Origin of the sequence: Rhodococcus sp. 05-2255-1e, assembly GCF_002259025.1 — a bacterium.
GTDB classification, from domain to species: Bacteria; Actinomycetota; Actinomycetes; order Mycobacteriales; family Mycobacteriaceae; genus Rhodococcoides; species Rhodococcoides fascians.
The window spans coordinates 265,063-286,022 of sequence record NZ_NOZE01000013.1; the positions used below are offsets into that span (position 1 = coordinate 265,063).

19 protein-coding genes are annotated in these 20,960 nt (G+C 66.2%); 4 read left to right on the forward strand and 15 right to left on the reverse strand.

The window, feature by feature from the left end:
• Window positions 1-13: 13 nt before the first annotated feature.
• The 10 genes from ligA to CH262_RS11445 form a co-directional block, all read right to left on the reverse strand.
• Window positions 14-2,158, reverse strand: a complete 2,145-nt coding sequence (gene ligA, locus CH262_RS11400; RefSeq protein ID WP_373453780.1) for an NAD-dependent DNA ligase LigA — start codon at window positions 2,156-2,158, stop codon at window positions 14-16.
• Between the two features lie 54 nt (window positions 2,159-2,212).
• A complete protein-coding gene (locus tag CH262_RS11405; RefSeq protein ID WP_027496631.1) occupies window positions 2,213-2,395 on the reverse strand; it encodes a hypothetical protein in 183 nt (60 codons plus the stop codon).
• A gap of 25 nt (window positions 2,396-2,420) precedes the next feature.
• A complete protein-coding gene (locus CH262_RS11410) occupies window positions 2,421-3,608 on the reverse strand; it encodes a GGDEF domain-containing protein (RefSeq protein WP_051365120.1) in 1,188 nt (395 codons plus the stop codon).
• Window positions 3,609-3,763: 155 nt separating this feature from the next.
• Window positions 3,764-4,783 (reverse strand): methionine synthase, encoded by a 1,020-nt coding sequence (locus tag CH262_RS11415; RefSeq protein WP_094717618.1) that lies wholly within the window; start codon window positions 4,781-4,783, stop codon window positions 3,764-3,766.
• On the reverse strand, window positions 4,780-5,868 hold the full coding sequence (mnmA, locus tag CH262_RS11420) for a tRNA 2-thiouridine(34) synthase MnmA (protein WP_094717619.1): 1,089 nt from the start codon (window positions 5,866-5,868) through the stop codon (window positions 4,780-4,782). Before mnmA ends, CH262_RS11415 begins: the two co-directional genes overlap by 4 nt.
• Window positions 5,868-7,106: a cysteine desulfurase family protein gene (locus CH262_RS11425; protein WP_094717620.1), complete on the reverse strand. Its 1,239-nt coding sequence runs from the start codon at window positions 7,104-7,106 to the stop codon at window positions 5,868-5,870. Before CH262_RS11425 ends, mnmA begins: the two co-directional genes overlap by 1 nt.
• An 82-nt stretch (window positions 7,107-7,188) precedes the next feature.
• Window positions 7,189-8,118 (reverse strand): lysophospholipid acyltransferase family protein, encoded by a 930-nt coding sequence (locus tag CH262_RS11430; RefSeq protein ID WP_051365119.1) that lies wholly within the window; start codon window positions 8,116-8,118, stop codon window positions 7,189-7,191.
• Window positions 8,115-8,933 carry a GNAT family N-acetyltransferase gene (locus CH262_RS11435; RefSeq protein WP_094717621.1) on the reverse strand — a complete coding sequence of 273 codons (819 nt, stop codon included), beginning with the start codon at window positions 8,931-8,933 and terminating at the stop codon, window positions 8,115-8,117. The genes CH262_RS11430 and CH262_RS11435 overlap by 4 nt, the downstream gene beginning before the upstream one ends.
• Window positions 8,934-9,086: 153 nt before the next feature.
• Window positions 9,087-10,043, reverse strand: a complete 957-nt coding sequence (locus tag CH262_RS11440) for an electron transfer flavoprotein subunit alpha/FixB family protein (RefSeq protein WP_027496625.1) — start codon at window positions 10,041-10,043, stop codon at window positions 9,087-9,089.
• Window positions 10,044-10,086: 43 nt separating this feature from the next.
• A complete protein-coding gene (locus tag CH262_RS11445) occupies window positions 10,087-10,887 on the reverse strand; it encodes an electron transfer flavoprotein subunit beta/FixA family protein (protein ID WP_027496624.1) in 801 nt (266 codons plus the stop codon).
• A 173-nt stretch (window positions 10,888-11,060) separates the two neighbouring features.
• Here CH262_RS11445 and CH262_RS11450 point away from each other — a divergent pair, with 173 nt between their 5' ends.
• From CH262_RS11450 to CH262_RS11460, 3 genes are read left to right on the forward strand one after another with little or no spacing between them, the layout of a single operon-like run.
• Window positions 11,061-11,900: a class I SAM-dependent methyltransferase gene (locus CH262_RS11450; protein ID WP_094717622.1), complete on the forward strand. Its 840-nt coding sequence runs from the start codon at window positions 11,061-11,063 to the stop codon at window positions 11,898-11,900.
• Window positions 11,901-11,923: 23 nt separating this feature from the next.
• Window positions 11,924-13,438, forward strand: coding sequence for a 1,4-alpha-glucan branching protein domain-containing protein (locus tag CH262_RS11455; RefSeq protein WP_094717740.1), 1,515 nt, complete (start codon window positions 11,924-11,926; stop codon window positions 13,436-13,438).
• Window positions 13,435-14,682: a glycosyltransferase family 4 protein gene (locus tag CH262_RS11460; RefSeq protein ID WP_094717623.1), complete on the forward strand. Its 1,248-nt coding sequence runs from the start codon at window positions 13,435-13,437 to the stop codon at window positions 14,680-14,682. The genes CH262_RS11455 and CH262_RS11460 overlap by 4 nt, the downstream gene beginning before the upstream one ends.
• 53 nt (window positions 14,683-14,735) lie before the next feature.
• On the opposite strand, the gene CH262_RS11465 is transcribed toward CH262_RS11460, so the two are convergent.
• Window positions 14,736-15,497, reverse strand: a complete 762-nt coding sequence (locus CH262_RS11465; protein WP_094717624.1) for an acyltransferase — start codon at window positions 15,495-15,497, stop codon at window positions 14,736-14,738.
• Here CH262_RS11465 and CH262_RS11470 point away from each other — a divergent pair.
• Complete coding sequence (locus CH262_RS11470) at window positions 15,496-16,977, forward strand: outer membrane protein assembly factor BamB family protein (protein ID WP_256988762.1); 1,482 nt, start codon at window positions 15,496-15,498, stop codon at window positions 16,975-16,977. The genes CH262_RS11465 and CH262_RS11470 overlap by 2 nt on opposite strands.
• Here the strand turns inward: CH262_RS11470 and CH262_RS11475 are convergent.
• From CH262_RS11475 to CH262_RS11490, 4 genes are read right to left on the reverse strand one after another with little or no spacing between them, the layout of a single operon-like run.
• Complete coding sequence (locus CH262_RS11475; RefSeq protein ID WP_094717625.1) at window positions 16,965-18,137, reverse strand: THUMP-like domain-containing protein; 1,173 nt, start codon at window positions 18,135-18,137, stop codon at window positions 16,965-16,967. The genes CH262_RS11470 and CH262_RS11475 overlap by 13 nt on opposite strands.
• Before the next feature lie 54 nt (window positions 18,138-18,191).
• Window positions 18,192-19,250, reverse strand: coding sequence for a class I SAM-dependent methyltransferase (locus CH262_RS11480; protein ID WP_094717626.1), 1,059 nt, complete (start codon window positions 19,248-19,250; stop codon window positions 18,192-18,194).
• A 56-nt stretch (window positions 19,251-19,306) separates the two neighbouring features.
• Complete coding sequence (locus CH262_RS11485) at window positions 19,307-20,086, reverse strand: enoyl-CoA hydratase/isomerase family protein (RefSeq protein ID WP_094717627.1); 780 nt, start codon at window positions 20,084-20,086, stop codon at window positions 19,307-19,309.
• 24 nt (window positions 20,087-20,110) lie between these two features.
• Window positions 20,111-20,926 carry an NUDIX hydrolase gene (locus CH262_RS11490; protein ID WP_027496615.1) on the reverse strand — a complete coding sequence of 272 codons (816 nt, stop codon included), beginning with the start codon at window positions 20,924-20,926 and terminating at the stop codon, window positions 20,111-20,113.
• Window positions 20,927-20,960: the final 34 nt, after the last annotated feature.

Genomic DNA, 20,960 nt, shown 5'->3' on the forward strand with positions numbered 1-20,960 from the left:
GTCTCCCCTTCTGCTACGCGTCGGTGTCCGTCGTCGGCTCCGACACTGCGTCCGGGCCTTCGGTCAACAGACGTGTGAACCCTGCCTCGTCCAGGACCGGTACGCCGAGCTCGACGGCCTTGTCGTGCTTCGAACCGGGCGATTCACCGACGACGACGAATGCCGTCTTCTTCGACACCGAACCGGCGGCCTTTCCGCCCCGCAGCAAGATCGCTTCTTTGGCCTCGTCGCGCGAGTAGGACTCGAGCGAACCGGTGACGACGATCGACAGGCCTTCCAGATTGCGCTCGATGGAGGCGTCTCGCTCGTCCTCCATCCGCACACCGGCATTCCGCCACTTCTCCACGATGGCCCGGTGCCAGTCGACCTCGAACCATTCGGACACAGCAGCCGCGATGGTGCCGCCCACCCCGTCCACCGCCGACAACTCCTCGACGGACGCTGCTTCGATGCGCTCGAGGCTGCCGAATTCTCCGGCGAGGGCTCGTGCCGCGGAGGGGCCGACGTGGCGAATGGACAGGCTCACCAGCACTCGCCACAGAGGCTGATTCTTGGCGGAGGACAAATTGTCGAGCAGTTTGCGACCGGTGGCCGACAATGCGCCCGATTTCGTGCGGAAGATCGCCGTCTTCATCAGGTCTTCTTCGGTGAGCGAGAACAAATCGCCCTCGTCCTCGATCGCACCGGTGGCCAGAAGATCCGTCGCCGCTTCGTATCCGAGACCCTCGATGTCGAAACGCTGCCGTTCGGCCACGAAGAACACACGCTCACGGCGTTGCGCCGGGCAGAACTGCGAATTGGGGCAGCGCAGGTCCGCGTCGCCGTCCTTCGCCGGTGCCAACGGCGTCGAGCATTCCGGGCATTCGGTGGGCATGACGAATTCGGTCTCGTCGCCGGTCCTGGCGTCGACGACCGGGCCGAGCACCTCCGGAATGACCTCTCCCGCTTTGCGAATCGTGACGGTGTCACCGATCAGAACACCCTTGCGCTTGACCTCCGACGCGTTGTGCAGGGTCGCGAGAGACACCGTGGACCCCGCGACGAGCACCGGCGTCATGTACGCGAACGGAGTCACTCGACCGGTTCGGCCGACGCTGACGCGAATGTCCAGCAGGGTGGTGGTGACTTCCTCGGGTGGGTACTTGTACGCGATGGCCCACCGCGGTGCTCGCGACGTCGTTCCGAGCCGACGGTGCAACGACATCTCGTCGATCTTGACCACCAGGCCGTCGATCTCGTGCTCGACATCGTGGCGGTGCTTGTCCCAGTATTCGACCTTCTCTACGACGGCGTCGATGCCTTGCACGCGCGTCGTGTGGGTGGAGATCGGCAGACCCCACGCCTGCAGAGCCTCGTAGGCGTGCCATTGCGAATCGGGGGTGAACCCGACCATCCGTCCGAAGCCGTGACAGATCATGCCGAGACGCCGTTTCGAGGTCACGGCCGGGTTCTTCTGACGAAGCGAGCCCGCCGCCGAGTTCCGCGGATTGGCGAACGGGGGTTTGCCCTCTTCGACGAGCGCCGCGTTGAGTGCTTGGAAGTCCTCGAGCCGGAAGAACACCTCGCCGCGCACCTCGAGCAGCTCCGGGATCGGATATTCGGCGCTGCCGGTCAAGGTATCGGGGATGTCGTCGATCGTCCGAGCATTGAGCGTGACGTCCTCGCCGGTCCGCCCGTCACCTCGGGTCGCACCGCGCACGAGAGTTCCGTTCTCGTACACCAGGTTCAACGCCACACCGTCGATCTTGACTTCGCACAGGTAGTGCAGATCCGGACCGGCCTCGGTCTCGACCCGCTTGGCCCACGCACGGAGCTCGTCGTGATCGAACACGTTGTCCAAGCTAAGCATTCGTTCCAGATGGTCGACGGCGGTGAACTCCGTCGCGAAACCACCGCCCACGAGTTGGGTCGGTGAGTCGGCCGTACGCAGGTCCGGGTGGGCTTGCTCGAGATCGTTCAGTTCGCGCAGCAGAGCATCGAATTCACCGTCCGAGACGATGGGCGAATCACGTACGTAGTAGCGGAATTGATGTCCACGTACTTCCTCGGCCAGTGTCTGCCACCGCTCGCGGTCGGCAGGGGTGGCAGGATCGAGTTCGACTCCGGCAGCCTCGGCGGCATCGTCGGTTCCTGCAGGCAGTTCGGTCGGCTCAGGCACGTGACGAAGATTATCCGACGGCACCGACATCGAAACGATCCTGCGTCCGGAAGGCTATCTGCCCATCAGGCCCAGCAGCAGGGTGGCGGCGATCAACGCCACCGCGCAGATTCCGGCAGTCAGCGCGAATCCGGTCAAAAAGTCATCGGAGTAGATACCGCCGAGGACGGAGGCCATCACCGAGAGCAGGACACCGGCGGGCAGACCGCGCCGCTGGGCGTCCGAGAGTCGATACATGTCTCGATCATCGCAGATCCCCGTGTCAGATCTCGTCGACGACCACACTGTTCCCGCCGGACTGCTTGGACCGATACATCGCCGCGTCCGCCGTGCGAGCTGCTCGTCCCACGACGGAGGTGCCCACGTCCCACAGCGCGGAGTCCTCACGCAGCAGTGCCATACCGACGCTCGCCGTGACCGGAATATCGTCCCGATGGTCGCACAGCACGCGCACCACATCGACGCCGAGGTCGACGGTACTCTGCGCATGTCCGACGACGGCCAGCAGAAATTCTTCGCCACCGGTTCGCGCGAGCACTCCGCCGTGGTGGCGGGCGAGTCTGCGCAACCGATCCGCGACCCGGACGATGACCTCGTCGCCCCGGCTGTGGCCGTAGCGGTCGTTGACGGCCTTGAACTTGTCGATGTCGACCACCAGGAACGCCATCGACAGTCCGCGTTTGTTCGCGAGCTGCCACAGGTCGAGCAGTTCACTGTCGATACCGCGGCGGTTGTACACCCCGGTCAGAGGATCGAGTACCGATCGCTTGGCGTCGTTGGACAACGTCGTCCACGCCACCTGCGCGAACACCGGTACCGCCACCGTTGCCAGCAACAGCACCACCGTCGCCGTCGCGACCGCCGGTCCGTCGACGGCAACCACCTCGCCGTCCATCACAGCGAGGAACGTGCGAATACCGAAGCCGATGATGAACGTCGCCGTCCACACCAGGTGGGCGACGAGCAATCGAGGGCTGAGGAAATACGTACAGAACGCTCCGGTGACGGCGAACAGCACCGTTCCGATCAGGGACGCGACCGGCGCGTACAACACCAGCACCGAGGTGGTCAGAATGTCGCCGAACGCCAGGAACCCGACGAAGAACTTCTTCCCGGGGATCGGGCCGAACACGCACCGTGCGGCAACGAGTACCTGCGTGAACAGGACGAAGAAGACCCACCCGATTGCCGGCGAACCGGTGGGGCCGAGATCGCTGAACAACATGAGAATCGACGTGAGGGCATACATCAGGACGGCGGTGCCGAAGACGACCCGGATGATTCCCGTCAGTGGACGAGTGGACCGGTGGTTGATGATCCATTCGAAGTCGTGCGGAGCCCGGTACCAATCCGACGTGGCGGCGGCGAGTTTGGCCAGAACTCCGCGTCGATGCCGGCCGGAACGTCGGAGGGAGGCGACTTCATCGAAGCCGCGACCACCTGATGCCATGTACGAACTCCCACCGATTCAAAGCAGACCCCCGACGGCCGTGTGAATGATGTCACACCTGTTGTACGTCCCGAACGACCCGGGACGGAGCCGCAGGACGCTCCAGGCATTCCGACTCGGCACACTGTGTTTCGTCACAATGTCCCGGTCCGTGGTCACAACGCTTCGGGTGCGTCCCGATAGGCCGCGACAACCTCGTGGGTGAGAGCCGTTGCTCGACGAGCCCACTCGGGCGTGCTTCCGGCCAAGCCGCAGGACGGCGTCACCGACACCTGCGAAGCGAGTATCGAACGATCGAAGCCGAGGCTGTCGACCAACTTCACACCGGGCTCGGCGCACTCGCGCCACAAGGGTGGTCGGTCCGGGGTTGCCGACGGAACCGATCCCAGGACGAGGGTCTTGCCGGCCTGGAGCAGCTCTCCCAGCGCATCGAGGTCGGTTCGGCGCAGCTCGTGTGCATCCACGGCCACCGCGACGGCTCGGGTTCGGCGCAGCAGATCGACGGGAGCTCCCCCGTCACAGCAGTGCACAGCGACCGGTAACGCGATGGTGTCGATCAGTGAGTCGAGCAGGTCCAGAACCTCCGGTTCCGGGATCGCGCGCACCGAGTCGATACCGGTGATCCCGGTCAGACTGCCCGCGAGAACGGCGGCGAGACTGGGTTCGTCGAGTTGGACCACCACGTTCGCCGAGAGTCTGCGTGCCACTTCTGCGCAGTGCAGACGCAGCCCTTCGCCGAGGGATTCCGCGAAGTGCCGTAGAGCGCCGCGGTCGGTCAGCGCACGGTGTCCGTGCCGCAGTTCGACCTGCGCGGCCATGGTGAACGGTCCTGCAGCCTGCACCTTGATGGTCCGGCCGGTACCGCGTAGTCCCGCGACCTCCCACAGTTCCTCGAGCACGTCGAGATCCTCGGTGAGAAAATCGGTCGCACGGCGACCGGCCAGCATCGGACGCGGTACGACGCGGTAGCCCGACGTCCGGACGTCGAGTTCGACGTCGACCATGATGGCTCCGGTGCGGCCGATCATGTCGGCACCGAGCCCGCGCCCGGGCAGTTCGACCACATGCGGCAGTTCACCCAGCTCGCCGAGGACGATGGCGACGGCCTCACGAACGTCCGTGCCGGGCCACGAACCTATGCCGGTCGCCAGCCCTCCGAACGTGCTCGGGGTCACTCGCGCTCGGATCGGGTGCCCGAGATGGTCGAGCTGCCGATCACGATGTCACCGTGAATGTCCTTGCGGTACAACACCGCTGCCTGCCCTTTGGCGACACCGGTCAAGGGTGCCCGGAGCTGGATCTCCATCCCGTCGCCGACGGCCTCGGCCACCGCGTCGGTCAGCCCGCCGTGCGCCCGAACCTGTACGACGCATTCGATGGGCCCGGTGGGCGCGGTGCCCTCGGTCCACACTGCGCGGTCTCCGGTGATGGACCAGACGTCCAGCTTCTGCGCCGAACCGACCATGACGGTGCCGGTGTCCGGTTCGATCGAGGTGACGTAGCGCGGACGGCCGTCCACGGCCGGTCCTTCCACCCCGAGACCCTTACGCTGGCCGATGGTGAAGCCGTGCACACCGTCGTGGTCCGCCAACTCGGCTCCGGTCTCGGAGTCGACGACCTTGCCGGGACGAACACCGATGTGTGCGCCGAGGAAGGCCCGGGTGTCGCCCGAGGGAATGAAGCAGATGTCGTGACTGTCCGGCTTGTCGGCGACGGCGAGACCCCGCTCGGCTGCTTCCTCGCGGATCTCGGACTTGGGGGTGTCGCCGATGGGGAACATCGCACGCGCGAGCTGCCCGCGGTTCAGGACGGCCAGCACGTAGGACTGATCCTTGTCGGCGTCCACCGCACGCCGCAGAACTCCGTCGTGCAGTTGCGCGTAGTGCCCGGTCGCGACGGCGTCGAAGCCCAGTGCCAACGCGCGGTCCGCGAGCGCGGAGAACTTGATCTTCTCGTTGCACCGCAGGCACGGGTTCGGTGTCTCCCCCGCGGCGTACGAGGCGACGAAGTCGTCGATGACGTCTTCTTTGAACCGATCCGCGAAGTCCCAGACGTAGAACGGTATTCCGAGGACGTCGGCAGCTCGGCGTGCATCCCCGGCGTCTTCCTTCGAGCAGCACCCGCGAGAGCCGGTCCGCAGCGCCCCGGGAGCGGTGGACAGCGCCAGGTGAACGCCCACGACGTCGTGCCCCTCGTCGACGGCTCGAGCCGCGGCGACTGCGGAGTCGACTCCCCCGCTCATGGCAGCAAGAACACGCATCAGCGATTTCCTCCTCGAGCTCCGACGCCGGCAAGTCCGGCGGCACGAGCACGTTCGACGACCTGCGGCAGGGCCGCAAGCACAGTGGTGATGTCCGAATCGGACGAGCCGGTTCCCAACGAGAACCGCAGGGATCCGCGGGCCACGCCCGGATCGCACCCGAGCGCGATCAGAACATGGCTCGCGCTCGCCACACCCGCCGTGCAGGCGGATCCCGTCGAACATTCTATGCCCGCGGCGTCGAGAAGCATCAACAGCGAATCCCCCTCGCACCCGGGGAAGGTGAAGTGCACGTTTCCGGCGAGCCGCCCGTCGCCCTCCGGGCCGTTGAGGATGGCGTCGGGCACCACCTCGCGAACCCCGGTGATGAGTCGATCACGCAACGCGCGAGTTCGTTCCCCGTGCAGCGACAGATTCTGCACCGTCGATCGCAGTGCGGCCGCCATCGCGACGACGCCGGCCGTGTCGGGCGTGCCGGACCGGACGTCACGTTCGTGTCCACCACCGTGGAACAGCGGCACGCACGGGACCTGACGGCCCAGCAACAGGGCTCCGACGCCCTGCGGGCCCCCGAACTTGTGCGCGGCGATACTCAGGGCGGACAGACCGCTGTCGGCGAATCCCACTGGTAGGTGCGGTACGGCCTGCACGGCGTCGCTGTGCATCGGAACGCCGTACTCCGCGGCCACCGCTGCGAGTTCGACGATCGGCATGACGGTGCCGATCTCGTTGTTGGCCCACATGACCGTCACCAGCGCGGTCTCGTCTGCGTGCAGAGCCAGCTCGGCGCGCAGCACATCGGGGGTGACCCGGCCCTCGTCGTCGACCGGGAGCCAGGTGACACTCGCCCCTTCGTGCGCGACGAGCCACTCCACCGCGTCGAGCACGGCGTGATGCTCCACCGAGCTGGCGATGATCCTGGTCAGTGCGGCGTTCGAGTCTCGACGGGCCGAAAAGATGCCCTTGACGGCGAGATTGTCGCTTTCGGTACCACCGGAGGTGAAGATCACCTCGGACGGGCGCGCACCGAGGTCCGCGGCGATCGACTCGCGAGATTCCTCGACCCGGCGACGGGCGGACCGGCCCGAGGTGTGCAGCGACGATGCGTTCCCGACGGTGCCGAACACGGAGTTCATCGCCTCGATCGCACACGGCAACATGGGGGTGGTCGCGGCGTGATCGAGGTACACCGATGGCTGCGGCGGGGTGGGGGCAGGCGTACTGCGCACAGAAGGCATAACGCGCTCGACGATACCCGGTCGAGCGACCGCGGACCTACCTGCGCGAGGTGGGTCCACGGTCGCCCGGGTCAGCTGCGAATCAGGCGGCTGCAACCGTCGGCGCGCTGGGGCTTCGCTCGGCTTCGGCCATCACCTCGTGCACCGCCGGGTCGTAGACGTCCTTCCGGGGTCGTTCCGCAGGCTCCACTCCGTCGTCGCGTCGAATCGCCACCTCGCAGCGCCGCGCGAGGTCGTGTCGATCGCCGCCGGGCGCTTCCGGGGCGGTGAACTCGACCTCGGCGCGCAGTCCGGCGAGCCGGAAGATGCGGCCGATCGACGCTCCGATCGTCTCGTCTCCGACGAAGCACGTCGCGGTGGTCGGTTCGCCGTGTCGATCGAGATAGCGCAGCCGGATGGGCTGCACCCACGTCTCGGAATCGATGGCAGCCTGCAACAGAGCCGGGCGAAGCGATCCGTAGGCCAACCCACACCAGGTGGTGGCCTCGGGGAACACCACGACCGAAGCGCCTGCGCGGATTCGGTCGGCAACCTGGTCGACAACGGCCGGGAGCTCACGCAGTCGTGCGCGATCGATGGGAAGCACCTTCATGGCCCGGGCCAGTCGCCCGAGCAGCGGCCAGTCCACCAGATCGGCTCGCGCAACGAACGTCGACGGGCGCACTGCCGTGAGGACGACGACGTCGGTCCACGAAATGTGTCCGGAGACGTGCAGGGCACCACCTGCCGTACGCGACCGCTCTCGCTCCGAGCGTGTATCGAGCACGGTGAGATCGATGCCGATGGCCGATAGCAGCATCCGAGCGCCCAGCCGCGTCAATGCATGCCGAACCCGGGGAAAGGGCACCCCCAGGACGACCAACAGCGGCAGCAGCGCGAAGGCCGCGATCGCCGCAACGATGCGCAGAACGAGGACGATTCGACGCACCGTGGGCGGATTCTTCGGCAGACACCCGTCACTGCACGGAGAGGACGGCATCCAGGCGTGTGCGCGAACCAGGGGTTGCGTCATCGGGCACCCGACTCGAATGTCGTTGCTGCAGAACGAAGACGGTCCAGATACCTGGTGTTGGCCTCGTGCAGGCCGAGGAGCGCGACGAAATCCGCCACTCCGAATTCCGGGTCGTGGGCGGGCTCACCGCAGATGGAGGCACCGAGCCGGAGGTAACCGTTCATCAACGGCGGCATGGACGTTCGCTTCGCCGCCGGAATGTCGAGGAGATCGACGCCGTCGACGACCACGGGGTTGTAGGGCACGACCCGCCTGTCGACCGCTGTCGCGTGTCGATCAAACAGCCGGTCGCGAACACCACGCACGTTGGCCCCGACCGCTTCCCCGGGAGCCGATTGCATCGGAACCGACACGCAACCCATCACCCACTCGTATCCCGTCACGTCGAGGTAGTGCAGGATTCCCGCCCACATCAGGCCGAGGACCGACCCCGATCGGTGGTCGGGATGCACAGCAGCCCTACCCATTTCGACGATGTCCATCCCGACCGGATCGAGCGCGGAGATGTCGAATTCGGTTGCGGTGTAATAGCCGCCTGCCGACACCGCGGCCTGCGGCGGCAACATGCGATAGCAACCGACGAACGTGTCGGTCCACTGGTCGCGAACGAGAAGGTGGTCGCAGAAATCGTCGAACCGGTCGGCGTCCAGACCGTCCGTGTCGGTGGGTATGGCAAAGCCGGGCTCGGAGGCGAACACGTCGTAGCGCAGGCGCTGCGCCGCGAGTCGGTGTTCGGGGTCGGTGGACAACACGAGCGAATAGCGGTCGGTGGCCGGGACGATCGATGCAGTCGAGCTCATGACGGAAGTGGTCATGAGGTGTGTCTAACGAGTGGGGAAGACTACCGGGCATCGCCGAGGAGAAGTGTCGGAAGAGTTTGCATGAACACGATTGCGCCCGTCGAAACGCGACGGGCCCCCACCGCAATCGCGATGAGGGCCCGTCGAGCAGAGATTTTCGCCGAGAGGCTATCCCTTGTGCTTCTTGACGGCCTCGGTCAGCTGAGGCGCGACGTTGAACAGGTCACCGACGATGCCGTAGTCGGCGATCTCGAAGATGGGAGCTTCCTCGTCCTTGTTCACCGCGACGATGGTCTTCGAGGTCTGCATGCCGGCACGGTGCTGGATGGCTCCGGAAATGCCGAGTGCAACGTACAGCTGCGGGGAGACGGTCTTGCCCGTCTGGCCCACCTGGAACTGGCCCGGGTAGTAACCGGAGTCCACGGCGGCACGCGAGGCACCCACTGCGGCACCCAGCGAATCTGCCAGATCCTCGACGACGGTGAACTTGTCGGCGCTGCCGACGCCACGGCCACCGGAGACGACGACCGTTGCTTCGGTCAGTTCCGGACGGTCGCCGCCGACGATCGGGTCACGCGAGGTGACCTTGACGGTGCCCTCTTCCTGCGCCGGGACCTCGACGGTCTCGCGGGTTCCCGCTCCGGCCTTCGGCTCTGCCTCGACTGCGCCGGGGCGCAGCGAGAGGACGGGGACGTCGCCGTTGGCCTTGGCCTCGACGGTGAACGCACCACCGAAGATGGAGTAGACGGCACTGCCGTCGCCGTTGATCGCGACGACGTCGTTGTGGTAGCCCGAGCCCAGACGGGCGGCGAGGCGGCCGGCAACTTCCTTGCCCTCGATCGTCGCTGCGGTGATGATCGCCGCAGGCGAGACCGACTCGGCGAGGGACGACAGAACGTCGACCTTCGGCGTGACGAGAAAACCGTCGACGTCGTCGGACTCGGCGACGTAGATCTTCTCGGCACCGGCCTCGGTCAACGCATCGGCGACCTTGTCGGCGGTACCGACCGGGCCGGTGACGACCGCGGACGGCTCACCCAGTGCGCGGGCCGCGGTGATCAGCTCGGAGCTGACCTTCTTCAGTGTTCCTTCGACGTGCTCCACGAGCACGAGTACTTCTGCCATGACTTTGCTCCTCGTTGGTCTTCGATTGCTCGGTGGGGCGGGATCAGATGATCTTCTGGCCTACGAGGTAGGTGGCGATCTTGTCGCCGCCGTCGCCCTCGTCGGTGAGCCGCTCGCCGGCAGTCTTGGGAGGCTTGGGGGTGGACGAGGTGACCGTCGTTCCGGCGTTGTCGACGCCGACGATGCCGTCCTCGACACCGATGTCGGCCAGAGTGATGGTCTGCACCGTCTTCTTCTTGGCGGCCATGATTCCCTTGAACGACGGGAACCGCGGCTCGTTGATCTTCTCGGTGACGCTCACGATGGCGGGCAGCGTGGCTTCGAGTCCGAAGATGCCCTCGTCGGTCTCGCGCTCGCCGGTGACCTTGCCGTCTGCGACGGACAGCTTGCGCAGCTGCGTCAGGGCCGGGATCTGCAGGTATTCGGCGATGATCGCCGGAACTGCGCCGGTACGGCCGTCGGTGGCCTCGTTACCCGCGATGATGAGATCGGCAGGCTCGTCGTTCTCGAACGCGACGTTGCCCAGTGCCGCAGCCAGGGCGTACCCGGTCTGGATGGCGTCGGAGCCGTGCAGGCTCGGGTCGTTGAGGTGTACCGCGCTGTCCGCGCCCATCGACAGAGCCTTGCGGATCGCGTCGGTGGCGCGATCGGGGCCTGCGGACAGAACCTTGACCTCACCGCCCTGAGCTTCCTTGATGAGCAGGGCTTCTTCGACGGCCCGCTCGTTGATCTCGTCGAGAACGGCGTCTGCAGCCTCGCGATCGAGGGTGTAGTCACCGTCGCTGAGCTTGCGCTCGGACCATGTGTCTGGAACCTGCTTGATCAAAACAACGATGTTCGTCATGGGTCTGCGTCGACCTCCTGGTCATGTTCTGCTGATCGTGAGTGTTCTAACGGTTGCTGCAAGTCGAACGGTTGGTGCAGTTCTACGTTCCGCTACGAGGTTACCCCACCGTAGTTACTGGTGGGTAACTTACCTCCCTGCCCGATCGACCATACATCCGCACCCCGACTGTTATGGAGACCACGTTGGCTTACCTCATCGCCGGAGGCACTAACCTTCCGTCGGTGAACGATTCATCGGCTCGGACACCGGCACCGGAACCACTCCCCCTCACCGGCGAGCGAACTGTGCCCGGCATCGCCGAGGAGAACTACTGGTTCCGCCGTCACGAGGTGGTCTACCGCGCCCTCGCAGAGCGGTGCCGCGACCGCACAGTGCTCGAAGCCGGATCGGGAGAAGGCTACGGAGCCAACATGATTGCCGAGGTTGCGGCCTGCGTCGTCGGCCTCGACTACGACGTCTCGGCCGCGGCTCACGTCCACGCGCGCTACCCCGCGGTGACGATGGTGCGCGGCAATCTCGACCGCCTTCCGTTCGCGGATTCCTCGGTCGGCGTCGTCGTCAACTTCCAGGTCATCGAACACCTCTGGGATCAAGGAGCGTTCCTGGCCGAAGTGCACCGCGTCCTCGAGCCCGGCGGCACGCTGTTGATCAGCACACCGAACCGCATCACCTTCTCGCCCGGACGCGACACTCCCCTCAACCCCTTCCACACCCGCGAACTCGACGCGGCAGAACTGACCGAGTTGCTCGTCGCCGCCCGCCTCGAGGTCACCGAACTCACCGGAGTCCGGCACGGCAGCACGCTGGCCGCCCTCGACGCCAAACACGGCGGATCCTTCATCGACGCGCAGATCGAACGAGCACTCGCCGGTGAACCCTGGCCTGCCGAACTCGCCGAGGACGTCGCCGCGATCACCATCGCCGACTTCGACATCGCGGCCGATCGAATCGACGACAGCCTCGACCTGGTCGCCGTCGCCCGAAAGAGCTCGGCTGCGGTGATCGGGTGACATCCGGTGCCACCGTGCCGGGCATGTTCTCCCTCGTGCTGCACTCTCACCTGCCCTGGTTGGCCAATCACGGCAGGTGGCCCGTCGGCGAGGAATGGCTGTACCAGTCCTGGGCCGACTGCTACCTCCCGCTGACCGCGGCACTGGAACGGCTGGCCGACGACGGTTACACCGACGTCCTCTCGCTCGGCGTCACCCCGGTACTCGCGGCCCAGCTCGACGATCCACATTGCCTGGCCGGCATGCACCATTGGCTCGGAAACTGGCAGCTACGCGCGCACGAGGCAACCGACCCCGCGCTCTCGATACGCGAACACCGGGCATCCGCTGCAGCTCTGGACCGCTTCGAGACGCGATGGCGACACGGCGGCTCGGCAGTACTTCGTCCGCTGATCGACACGGGTATCGTCGAACTGCTGGGTGGGCCGCTCGCGCACCCGTTCCAACCGTTGCTCGACGAAAGACTGCGGCGGTTCTCCCTGAGCGAGGGCCTACGCGACGCCGCCGCCCGATGGGGTACCACTCCCCGCGGTATCTGGGCACCGGAATGCGGATTCACCCCCGGTATGGAAACCGAATACGCGGCCGCAGGTGTCTCGCACTTCATGGTCGACGGCCCCGCAATGCGGGGCGACACCTCCCTGGGCCGGCCCGTGTGGGACTCGGACGTCATCGCGTTCGGGCGCGACCTCCCGGTCAGCTACCGCGTCTGGTCACCGAAGTCCGGCTACCCGGGCCACGGTGCCTACCGAGATTTCCACACCTACGACCACGCGACCGGACTCAAACCGGCCCGGGTCACCGGCCGCACCGTCGACTCGAACGACAAGGCTCCCTACGAACCCGAGCGTGCCGCGGCAGCAGTGGACCGTCACGTCGCCGACTTCGTCGACGTGGTGCGTCGGAGATTGATCTCCGAATCCGAGCGGATCGGCCGCGATGCCGTGGTGGTGGCCGCGTTCGACACCGAACTGTTCGGACACTGGTGGCACGAGGGGCCGCAGTGGCTCGAAAAGTTGATGCGCGCCCTGCCCGCCGCGGGAGTCACCGTCGGAACGTTGAACGATGCCCGGGAACGGGGATACGTCGGAGCCCCACTCGAACTGCAGGATTCTTCCTGGGGATCGGGCAAGGACTGGCGCGTGTGGGCAGGCGACGACGTCGCCGACCTGGTGAAACTCAACGCCGAGGTGTCCCGGACCGCGCTCGATGCCGTCGACACCTCCCGTGCCGTCCGAAGCAAGGCGGGTGGCCCCGAACTACGCAATCGAGTCGACGATCAGATTCTGCGTGAGACACTCATGGCCGTGGCCAGCGACTGGGCGTTCATGGTCAGCAAGGACTCCGCGGCCGGATACGCCCGAGAGCGAGCTCACGTCCACGCACATGCGCTACGTGAAATCGCTGCCGCGCAGCAGCACCCGGCCCGAGCCGAAGAATTGGCACGGCAATGGAATCACGCAGACGGACTGTTCGCGGCGCTGGACGCACGCAGACTGCCCGATGCACGCCGAGAAGGCCCAGGGGGGCGTAGATGAGAGTTCTGATGGTGTCGTGGGAGTACCCACCCGTGGTGGTCGGCGGGCTGGGTCGCCACGTTCATCACCTCGCGACCGAGCTGGTGCGCTGCGGGCACGAGGTCGTCGTTCTCTCTCGCCGACCCACCGGCACCGACGCGTCCACCCATCCCACGTCCCACCACATCGAGGACGGCGTACTGGTGGTCGCCGTCGCCGAGGATCCGGCGCACTTCGTGTTCGGAGAGGACATGCTCGCGTGGACTCTGGCGATGGGGCACGCCATGGTGCGGGCAGGGGTCGCCCTCGGTAAACCCGGCCTCGGCGACGGCTGGCAGCCCGATGTCGTCCACGCCCACGACTGGCTGGTCGCGCACCCGGCCATCGCTCTGGCCGAGTTCTACGACGTGCCGCTGGTCTCGACCATCCATGCCACCGAGGCCGGACGACACAGCGGCTGGATCTCGGGCACCGTCAACCGCCAGGTCCACTCGATCGAATGGTGGCTCGCGAACGATTCCGACGCGATCATCGCGTGCTCGGCGTCGATGAAGGATGAGGTCACAGCCCTGTTCGACGTCGCCGAGTCGGCGGTCTCGGTCATTCACAACGGCATCGACGGATCCGCGTGGAGTTTCCGACGCCGACAGCCCCGCTCCGAGCCCGCGAAATTGCTCTTCGTCGGTCGTCTGGAATACGAGAAGGGCATCCAGGACGCCATAGCCGCTCTGCCACGCATCAGACGAAGTCACCCCGGCACCACCCTGCACATCGCCGGCGAAGGCACTCAGTTCGGGTGGCTGGCAGGTCTGGCACGCACCCACCGCGTCGCCAGGTCGGTGTCGTTCCTCGGCAACCTGAACCACTCCGATCTGCTCGGATGGCTGCACGGCGCCGACGCCATCGTCCTTCCCAGCCGGTACGAACCCTTCGGCATCATCGCCCTCGAGGCCGCGGCAGCAGGCATTCCGTTGGTGGCATCGACGGCCGGCGGACTCGGCGAGGCGATCGTCGACCGCGTCACCGGGCTGTCCTTCCCTCCGGGTGATGTGGCCGCGCTGACGGCGGCGGTGCGGCGGGTGTTGGACAACGCCGATGCGGCGCAGGAGAGAGCCGTCGCCGCTCGTGAACGTCTCACCGTCGACTTCGACTGGAAGCACGTCGCGGAGTCGACGGCTCGGGTGTACCTCGAAGCCAAGCGCAAGGTTCGCCATCCGCTGGGTCGCCCGCACATCGTCGAACGCGCCCTGCCCGATCGCAGCTGACCCCATGTGAGTGGAACCTCGTAGTCCACTACGAGGTTCCACTCACATGGGTCTCAGCTCTCCCGCGCCGCTTCGGCCTGACCGAGAGCTTTCTTGCGCGCGATGTCCTCGAGCGCCGCGATGTACTTCTCTCGCTCGGCTGCGCCGGCCTCCCAGGCCGTCTTGCGATTGCGGACGACTTTGGCCGGGGCACCGACGGCGATGCTGTAGTCCGGAATCTCACCCTTGACGACGGCATGGGCACCGAGGACGCAGCCTCGCCCGATTCTGGTCTCCCGCAGGATCGTCACCTTGGCGGCGATCCAGGTGTCGGGTCCGATTCGTACCGGGCCCTTGACGATTCCCTGGTCCTTGATGGGCATGTTCACGTCGTCCATCCGGTGGTCGAAATCGCAGATGTAGCACCAGTCGGCCACGAGCGTCGACGCGCCGATCTCGATGTCGAGGTAAGTGTTGACGACGTTGTCCTTGCCGAACACCACTTTGTCTCCGATGCGGAGTGAACCCTCGTGGCACCGGATGGCATTGCCGTCGCCGATGTGGACCCACCGACCGATCTCGAGGCGAGACAGTTCAGGGGTGGAGTGAATCTCGACGTTCTTGCCGAGGAAGACCATGCCCCGCAGGATCACGTGCGGGTTCGCGAGCTTGAACTTGGCCAGACGGTAGTACCGAACCAGGTACCAGGGGGTGTAGGCCTTGTTGGCGAGCACCCAGTCGAGGGACGCCCGCGTGAGAAACCGCGCCTGCTCGCTGTCGCGTCGTCTCGACCCGCGCCAGCGTGTTCGCAGCGGCGCGTTCCACATACTCGTCATGGACGTTCACCCTAGTTTCTCGCTCGCCCGCTCTCTGCCGGCACCCGTCAGCGGGCTAGTGTTGTCTCTCGACCGATGCCCGGGCATCGGCGCAGCAGGCCGAGCGACCGCCGATCGAAAGGGCACAACGGACATCATGGGGAGTGCTCGAATGCGTGTCGGGTTCGGTGCAGGTTCGACGTCCGGAGCAGGCAAGGGTCTGACTGCAGTGGCTGCGACGGTCCTGTTGACCCTTGCCGGGTGCAGCACGGAACCTGCTGCCATCGAACCGCTCTCGCCCGACTCCTGGCCCGCGGCGCACGCGAACCTCCGCAACAGTGGCTCGACGGACGTATCGGTCGGTGCTCCACTGACGCTGGACTGGACTCGACCCACCGGCGGCACCGTGACATCACCGGTATCGATCGGCTCGAACGGTCAGATGTTCGTCACTGCCGCAACCGAATCGGGTTGCAATCTGTTCTCGTTCGAGATCGAGTCCGCCCGCAAGCGCTGGTGCAACCGGATCGGCCCTTCCGTGGTGACCGCCACCCCCACCGTCGATTCTGCGATCAACGTCTACATCGGCGACGAAGGCGGGCTGAACTCGTACAACGATCACGGGCAATTACGTTGGCGTACACCGGTATACGGTGTTCCGAAATCCGCCCAGTTCTTGGGCGACGGCAGCGTGCTGTCGATCACCCAGATGGGTCAGGTCAGTGTCCTCGATTCCCAGAACGGCCAACTGCGAGTACCCATTCTCGATCTCGTTCCGGCCCCGGACTTCTTGACCGACCCCGATGCGGACTTCGAGCCGATGGACACCGGACTCGCCCAGTGCAGTTCGGGCGAATCCGAATGCGCTGTGCCCGCCGCGCCCGCGGTGGACCGCGACAGCGACGCCATCTACCTGACCCTGTGGCGACCGGGTTCGATTGCGCCGCAACTGGTCTCGCTGCAGTACTCCCGCGACGGCGCACCTGGCCTCGTCGAACGGTGGTCCTCGGAGCTCCTCCCTGCAGGCGTCGCGTCGAGCCCGGTGCTCTCCGAGGACGGATCGACGGTCTACATCGCCGACGTCGACGGGCGACTGACCGCATTCGACACTTCGGACGGGAAACAGAAGTGGACCGAGGGCACGGGACTCGGAATCGGAGGCAGTCCATCGATCGCCTCGGACGGCACCATCGTCCCGGCCGGCGGCGACGGCACCCTGATGGGACTTCGAGACAACGGCGACTCGGCCGAGCGCGTGTGGGTTCGCGACGACGTCGAACAAGCCGGGGCAGCAGCACAATCCGCGGACGGGCGAGGACACACCGTCGTTCGCGACGGCGACGGACTGGCTCTGCTCACGTTCGACGCGGCGACGGGCGACAGCATCGATTCGCAGCCCCTACCCGATGTCGTCGGCACCACCGTGGGCACGTCCGTCGGTCCCGACGGGCAGGTCGTCACGGCGAGCTACCTGGGCGAGATCTTCACCTACACCGGCTGACGGACCACGCCCGGCTCGCAGACGAACGCCACGGCCGAGCGCTCGATGCGAGTGATGACGACCGACAGCGAGACCCGGCCCCGCAGCTTGAGTTTGGGCCTGAGCAACGCGGGATCCACATCGACTCCGCGCACCAGGATCTCCACCGCGCCACACCCCAGTCGATTCAGTTGCTGCCGAAGCACTTTCTCCGAGAATTTCGACTGTTCGAGGATTCGGAAACCACGCACTCCGACGGGTACGGCGTCGCCCGTCAGGTACGCGATCCTCGGATCCAATTGCCAGAGGCCGAATTTGGCACCGTAGTGCCGCACCAGTCCGGCCCGCACGACCGCACCGTCCGGATCCACGATGTATTCACCGGGCGGCCGAACGGGAATCTCGTCCGACTCGGCGTCGGTGATCTCGAGTGCACTTCCGTCGGATCGCAGGACCGCGGCACGACGCCGAATTCCGCTGTCGCCGAGACCTTCCGACCATAGGCACGCCTCGCGTACTCCCCCGTCGAGGGAGACCACCTCGATCTCACCGGGCCAATCGAGGGCATTGAAATCCAGCCCGGGAGCGCATTTGACGACCAGATCTCGCCCCCGATACGCGTCGAGGAGATCCGGCAACGGAGGTTCGAGCGCTGCGGGATCGTGCCGTCGACGACCACCGACGCGTCGTCCGGGATCGGCCACGATCACGGTCCCCCGTGTCGTCGGGGTCAGTGCGTCGGCGCGCAGCACCGTCGCGGAGGGCACGTTGTGGGCAGCCATGCGCACCCGAATCGGGTCCAGGTCACTTCCCACCGCAAGTTCGGTCGTGTCGACCAACGCCGCCAGCTCGCTGCCGATGGAACAGGTGACATCGTGCACCCGCCGTCCGGCCAGGCGGTCCGCGCGCCTGCGAGCGACGGTCGTCGGCGTCGCCTGCTGCACCGCGTCGTCGGTGACGAGCCAGCCGTCGGACCCCAGCAGCTTCGCCCGTGCTTTCCGCCGCACCGTCACCGTCTCGACGAGGGCCGCAACGTGCTCGGGGTAGCGGGCACGTACCGAGGCGATATCGCGCAGAGAAGTTCGCGCGTCGAGCTCGAGTCGGTCGACTGCACCGAGTGCCTCGGCACCGGCCTCGCTTCGCAGGAAGTCGAGGTCGGTGCCGGTGAAGTCATAGCCCACGGTTGGGACCGATCGATGCAGCGTCGGCCGTACGGCCGACGGTGGTGGAACGAATCAAGCGCGGGGCGCGGGCTTGGTTCCGGTGATCATCACGTTGTAGAACATGCCTCGCGGTACCACGTGCTGCAAGACCCTCTCGTCGACCCAGCTCAGCGTCTTCCACCCGTTGAACGCGAACTTGGCCCAGTTCCAGCCGAGCTTGCCTGCCGGAACGGCAGCCTCGAACGTGCGCACCGGCCACCCGAGCAGAGCGGCAGCGAATTCTTCGGTGTTCGCCTGAACGGCCTCGGCACCTGCCGACAACGCGATGTTCTCGAGGTCGGTCGGATCGAACGTGTGCAGGTCCACGACGGCCTCGAGTGCTGCAGCTCGCGAGGACTCGTCGAGTTCTTCCTGTGGTTTGCGCCAATCCGCCAGGAACGGCAGCTTGGTGGCACGAGTGGTCGCTTCCCAGGTGATACGGCCCAGCCAGCGAGCGTAGAAATTACCCACAGTGGTCGGCTCGCCTGCGAAGACGAAGCGTCCACCGGGCTTGAGAACGCGCAGAACTTCTCGAAGAGACTGCTCGACGTCCGGGATGTGATGGAGCACGGCGTGACCGACCACCAGATCGAAGGTGTCGTCGTCGTACGGAATCGTTTCTGCGTCGGCCACCCGGCCGTCCACATCGAGTCCGAGGTGCTCGGCGTTGCGCAGCGCGACCTTGACCATGCCGGGTGAGAGGTCGGTGACCGAGCCCTTGTCGGCAATCCCGGCCTGCATCAGGTTGAGCAAGAAGAAACCTGTGCCACAACCCAATTCGAGCGCACGACCGTACGGCAGAGCCGCTCGAGCCGTTGCGTCACCGGACACCGCCTGATCGAACCTGCCTCGGGCGTAATCGATGCAGCGTTCGTCGTAGGAGATCGACCACTTGTCGTCGTAGGTCTCGGCTTCCCAGTCGTGGTAGAGCACCTGCGCCAGTTTGGTGTCCGACCGCGCTGCCTCGACCTGCTCGGCCGTGGCGTGCGGATTCGGTGCCGGATCGACCTCGCGGTCTCGCGCCTCGGCCGAGACGAGAGGCGTCACAGAAGCAGTCGGTCGATTCGCACCGTCGTGGGGGCTTGCAGTCATGAGGCGAGCCTACTATCCGGTAGCCATGGAACAAGTTCGTCCACCGACCTCGATGCTCAACGCCCGGTGAAAGCGGCCTTTCCCGGTCCGTTCGCGATGAAGGATTCCATCCCGACGGTGCGGTCCTCGGTGGCGAACAGAGCCGCGAACTGCTGTGCCTCGACGCGCAGTCCGTTGGTCAGGTCGACGTCCAACCCCTGATTTATGGACGCCTTGGCCGCAGCCAGAGCGCGTGACGCTCCGGTCGTGAACTGCCCCGCCCATGCGCGTGCCGCGTTGTACACCTCGTCCGGCGCGACCACCTCGTCCACCAAACCGATGCGCAGGGCCTCCTCGGCTCCGACGAAACGGCCGGTGAAGACCATGTCCTTGGCGCGACTGGGCCCGATCAGACGGGCCAGGCGCTGCGTGCCGCCGCCCCCGGGAATGACTCCGAGCAGCACCTCGGGAACGCCGAGCTTGGCATTGTCTCCGGCGATGCGTCGGTCCGCGCCGAGCGCGACCTCGAGTCCACCGCCCAGTGCGTATCCGGTCACTGCGGCCACGACCGGTTTGGGAATCGTGCTGAGCGAGCCGAGGGCGGACTGCAGTTCCGCCGCGATATCGGTCATCTCGACGACGGACATTGCCGCCATTTCCTTGATGTCGGCACCGGCCGCGAACACCTTTTCGCCGCCGTAGACGATGACCGCTCTGACGTCGGAGTTCACGGTGGCCTCGCGTGCCGCAGCCCGGATCTCCTCCTGCACCTGACGATTGAGCGCGTTCATCGGTGGGCGATCCAAGCGAATGGTGCCGATACCGTCGGATACGTCGAGAGTCACGAACTCAGCCATGGCCGAAGGCTACCGCGCCCGAGTTCAGCGATCCGACCAGGGATGGACCGTGCCCGCGTAGTACGCGTCCTCGCCGTCGAACTCCACTCGGACGGTACCGTTCTCCCGGGTCAGGACGGGCAGGACCGCCGCGATCGTCTGCTCGTGATCGAGAACGTCGGCCACCGTGTCGAATCGGCCGAGCGCATCGAGCTGGCTCCACGTCGGTGGCAGCAGGACGGTGGTCCCCGAACGCCAGTCCGTCAACGCGTCCTCGGCCGAACGCCAGCTCACCGACGCGGCCTCGCTGGTCTCACCGTCGGCGTTCTGACCCTCGGGGAGCACGGCAACGAAGAACCTCGTGTCGTACCGTCGGGCTTCACCGATCGGGGTGATCCAGTGCGACCACGGCCGCAGCAGATCTGCTCGCAGAACCAGATCGTGGTCGGTGAGAAACTGGGCGAACGACAGCTCCCGGCGTTCCAGTCGACCGCGTTCCGCAGAAAACGGGGCGGTGTCGGCGACCACCGAATCCGCCGTCGGACCGGCCAACAACACGCCGCACTCCTCGAACGTCTCGCGTGCCGCTGCGCACACCAGCGCCTGCGCCTTCCCCTCGTCGGTGCCGAACCGGTCGGCCCACCACGACGGCGGCGGACCTGCCCACTCGATGTCCGCGGCCGCATCCGACGGATCCACACCGCCACCGGGAAATACCGTCATGCCGCCCGCGAACGCCATCCCGCCGACGCGTTCGAGAAGGAACACCTCGATGCCGGGTTGTGATCGGCCGTCACGGATCAGGATGACGGTCGACGCATCACGTGCTGGAACAGGATCGGCGGCGGTGCTCGAGCTCATCTCCGCAACGTACCGCTGAGCCGGTGCGCCCGGG

Coding starts and splice junctions, on each gene's coding strand:
- CH262_RS11405 (WP_027496631.1), bottom strand. CDS start 2,395: ATGTATCGACTCTCGGACGCCCAGCGGCGCGGTCTGCCCGCCGGTGTC.
- CH262_RS11410 (WP_051365120.1), bottom strand. CDS start 3,608: ATGGCATCAGGTGGTCGCGGCTTCGATGAAGTCGCCTCCCTCCGACGT.
- mnmA (WP_094717619.1), bottom strand. CDS start 5,868: ATGCGTGTTCTTGCTGCCATGAGCGGGGGAGTCGACTCCGCAGTCGCC.
- CH262_RS11425 (WP_094717620.1), bottom strand. CDS start 7,106: ATGCCTTCTGTGCGCAGTACGCCTGCCCCCACCCCGCCGCAGCCATCG.
- CH262_RS11430 (WP_051365119.1), bottom strand. CDS start 8,118: ATGACGCAACCCCTGGTTCGCGCACACGCCTGGATGCCGTCCTCTCCG.
- CH262_RS11435 (WP_094717621.1), bottom strand. CDS start 8,933: ATGACCACTTCCGTCATGAGCTCGACTGCATCGATCGTCCCGGCCACC.
- CH262_RS11440 (WP_027496625.1), bottom strand. CDS start 10,043: ATGGCAGAAGTACTCGTGCTCGTGGAGCACGTCGAAGGAACACTGAAG.
- CH262_RS11445 (WP_027496624.1), bottom strand. CDS start 10,887: ATGACGAACATCGTTGTTTTGATCAAGCAGGTTCCAGACACATGGTCC.
- CH262_RS11450 (WP_094717622.1), top strand. CDS start 11,061: ATGGAGACCACGTTGGCTTACCTCATCGCCGGAGGCACTAACCTTCCG.
- CH262_RS11455 (WP_094717740.1), top strand. CDS start 11,924: ATGTTCTCCCTCGTGCTGCACTCTCACCTGCCCTGGTTGGCCAATCAC.
- CH262_RS11460 (WP_094717623.1), top strand. CDS start 13,435: ATGAGAGTTCTGATGGTGTCGTGGGAGTACCCACCCGTGGTGGTCGGC.
- CH262_RS11470 (WP_256988762.1), top strand. CDS start 15,496: ATGGACGTTCACCCTAGTTTCTCGCTCGCCCGCTCTCTGCCGGCACCC.
- CH262_RS11465 (WP_094717624.1), bottom strand. CDS start 15,497: ATGACGAGTATGTGGAACGCGCCGCTGCGAACACGCTGGCGCGGGTCG.
- CH262_RS11480 (WP_094717626.1), bottom strand. CDS start 19,250: ATGACTGCAAGCCCCCACGACGGTGCGAATCGACCGACTGCTTCTGTG.
- CH262_RS11485 (WP_094717627.1), bottom strand. CDS start 20,086: ATGGCTGAGTTCGTGACTCTCGACGTATCCGACGGTATCGGCACCATT.
- CH262_RS11490 (WP_027496615.1), bottom strand. CDS start 20,926: ATGAGCTCGAGCACCGCCGCCGATCCTGTTCCAGCACGTGATGCGTCG.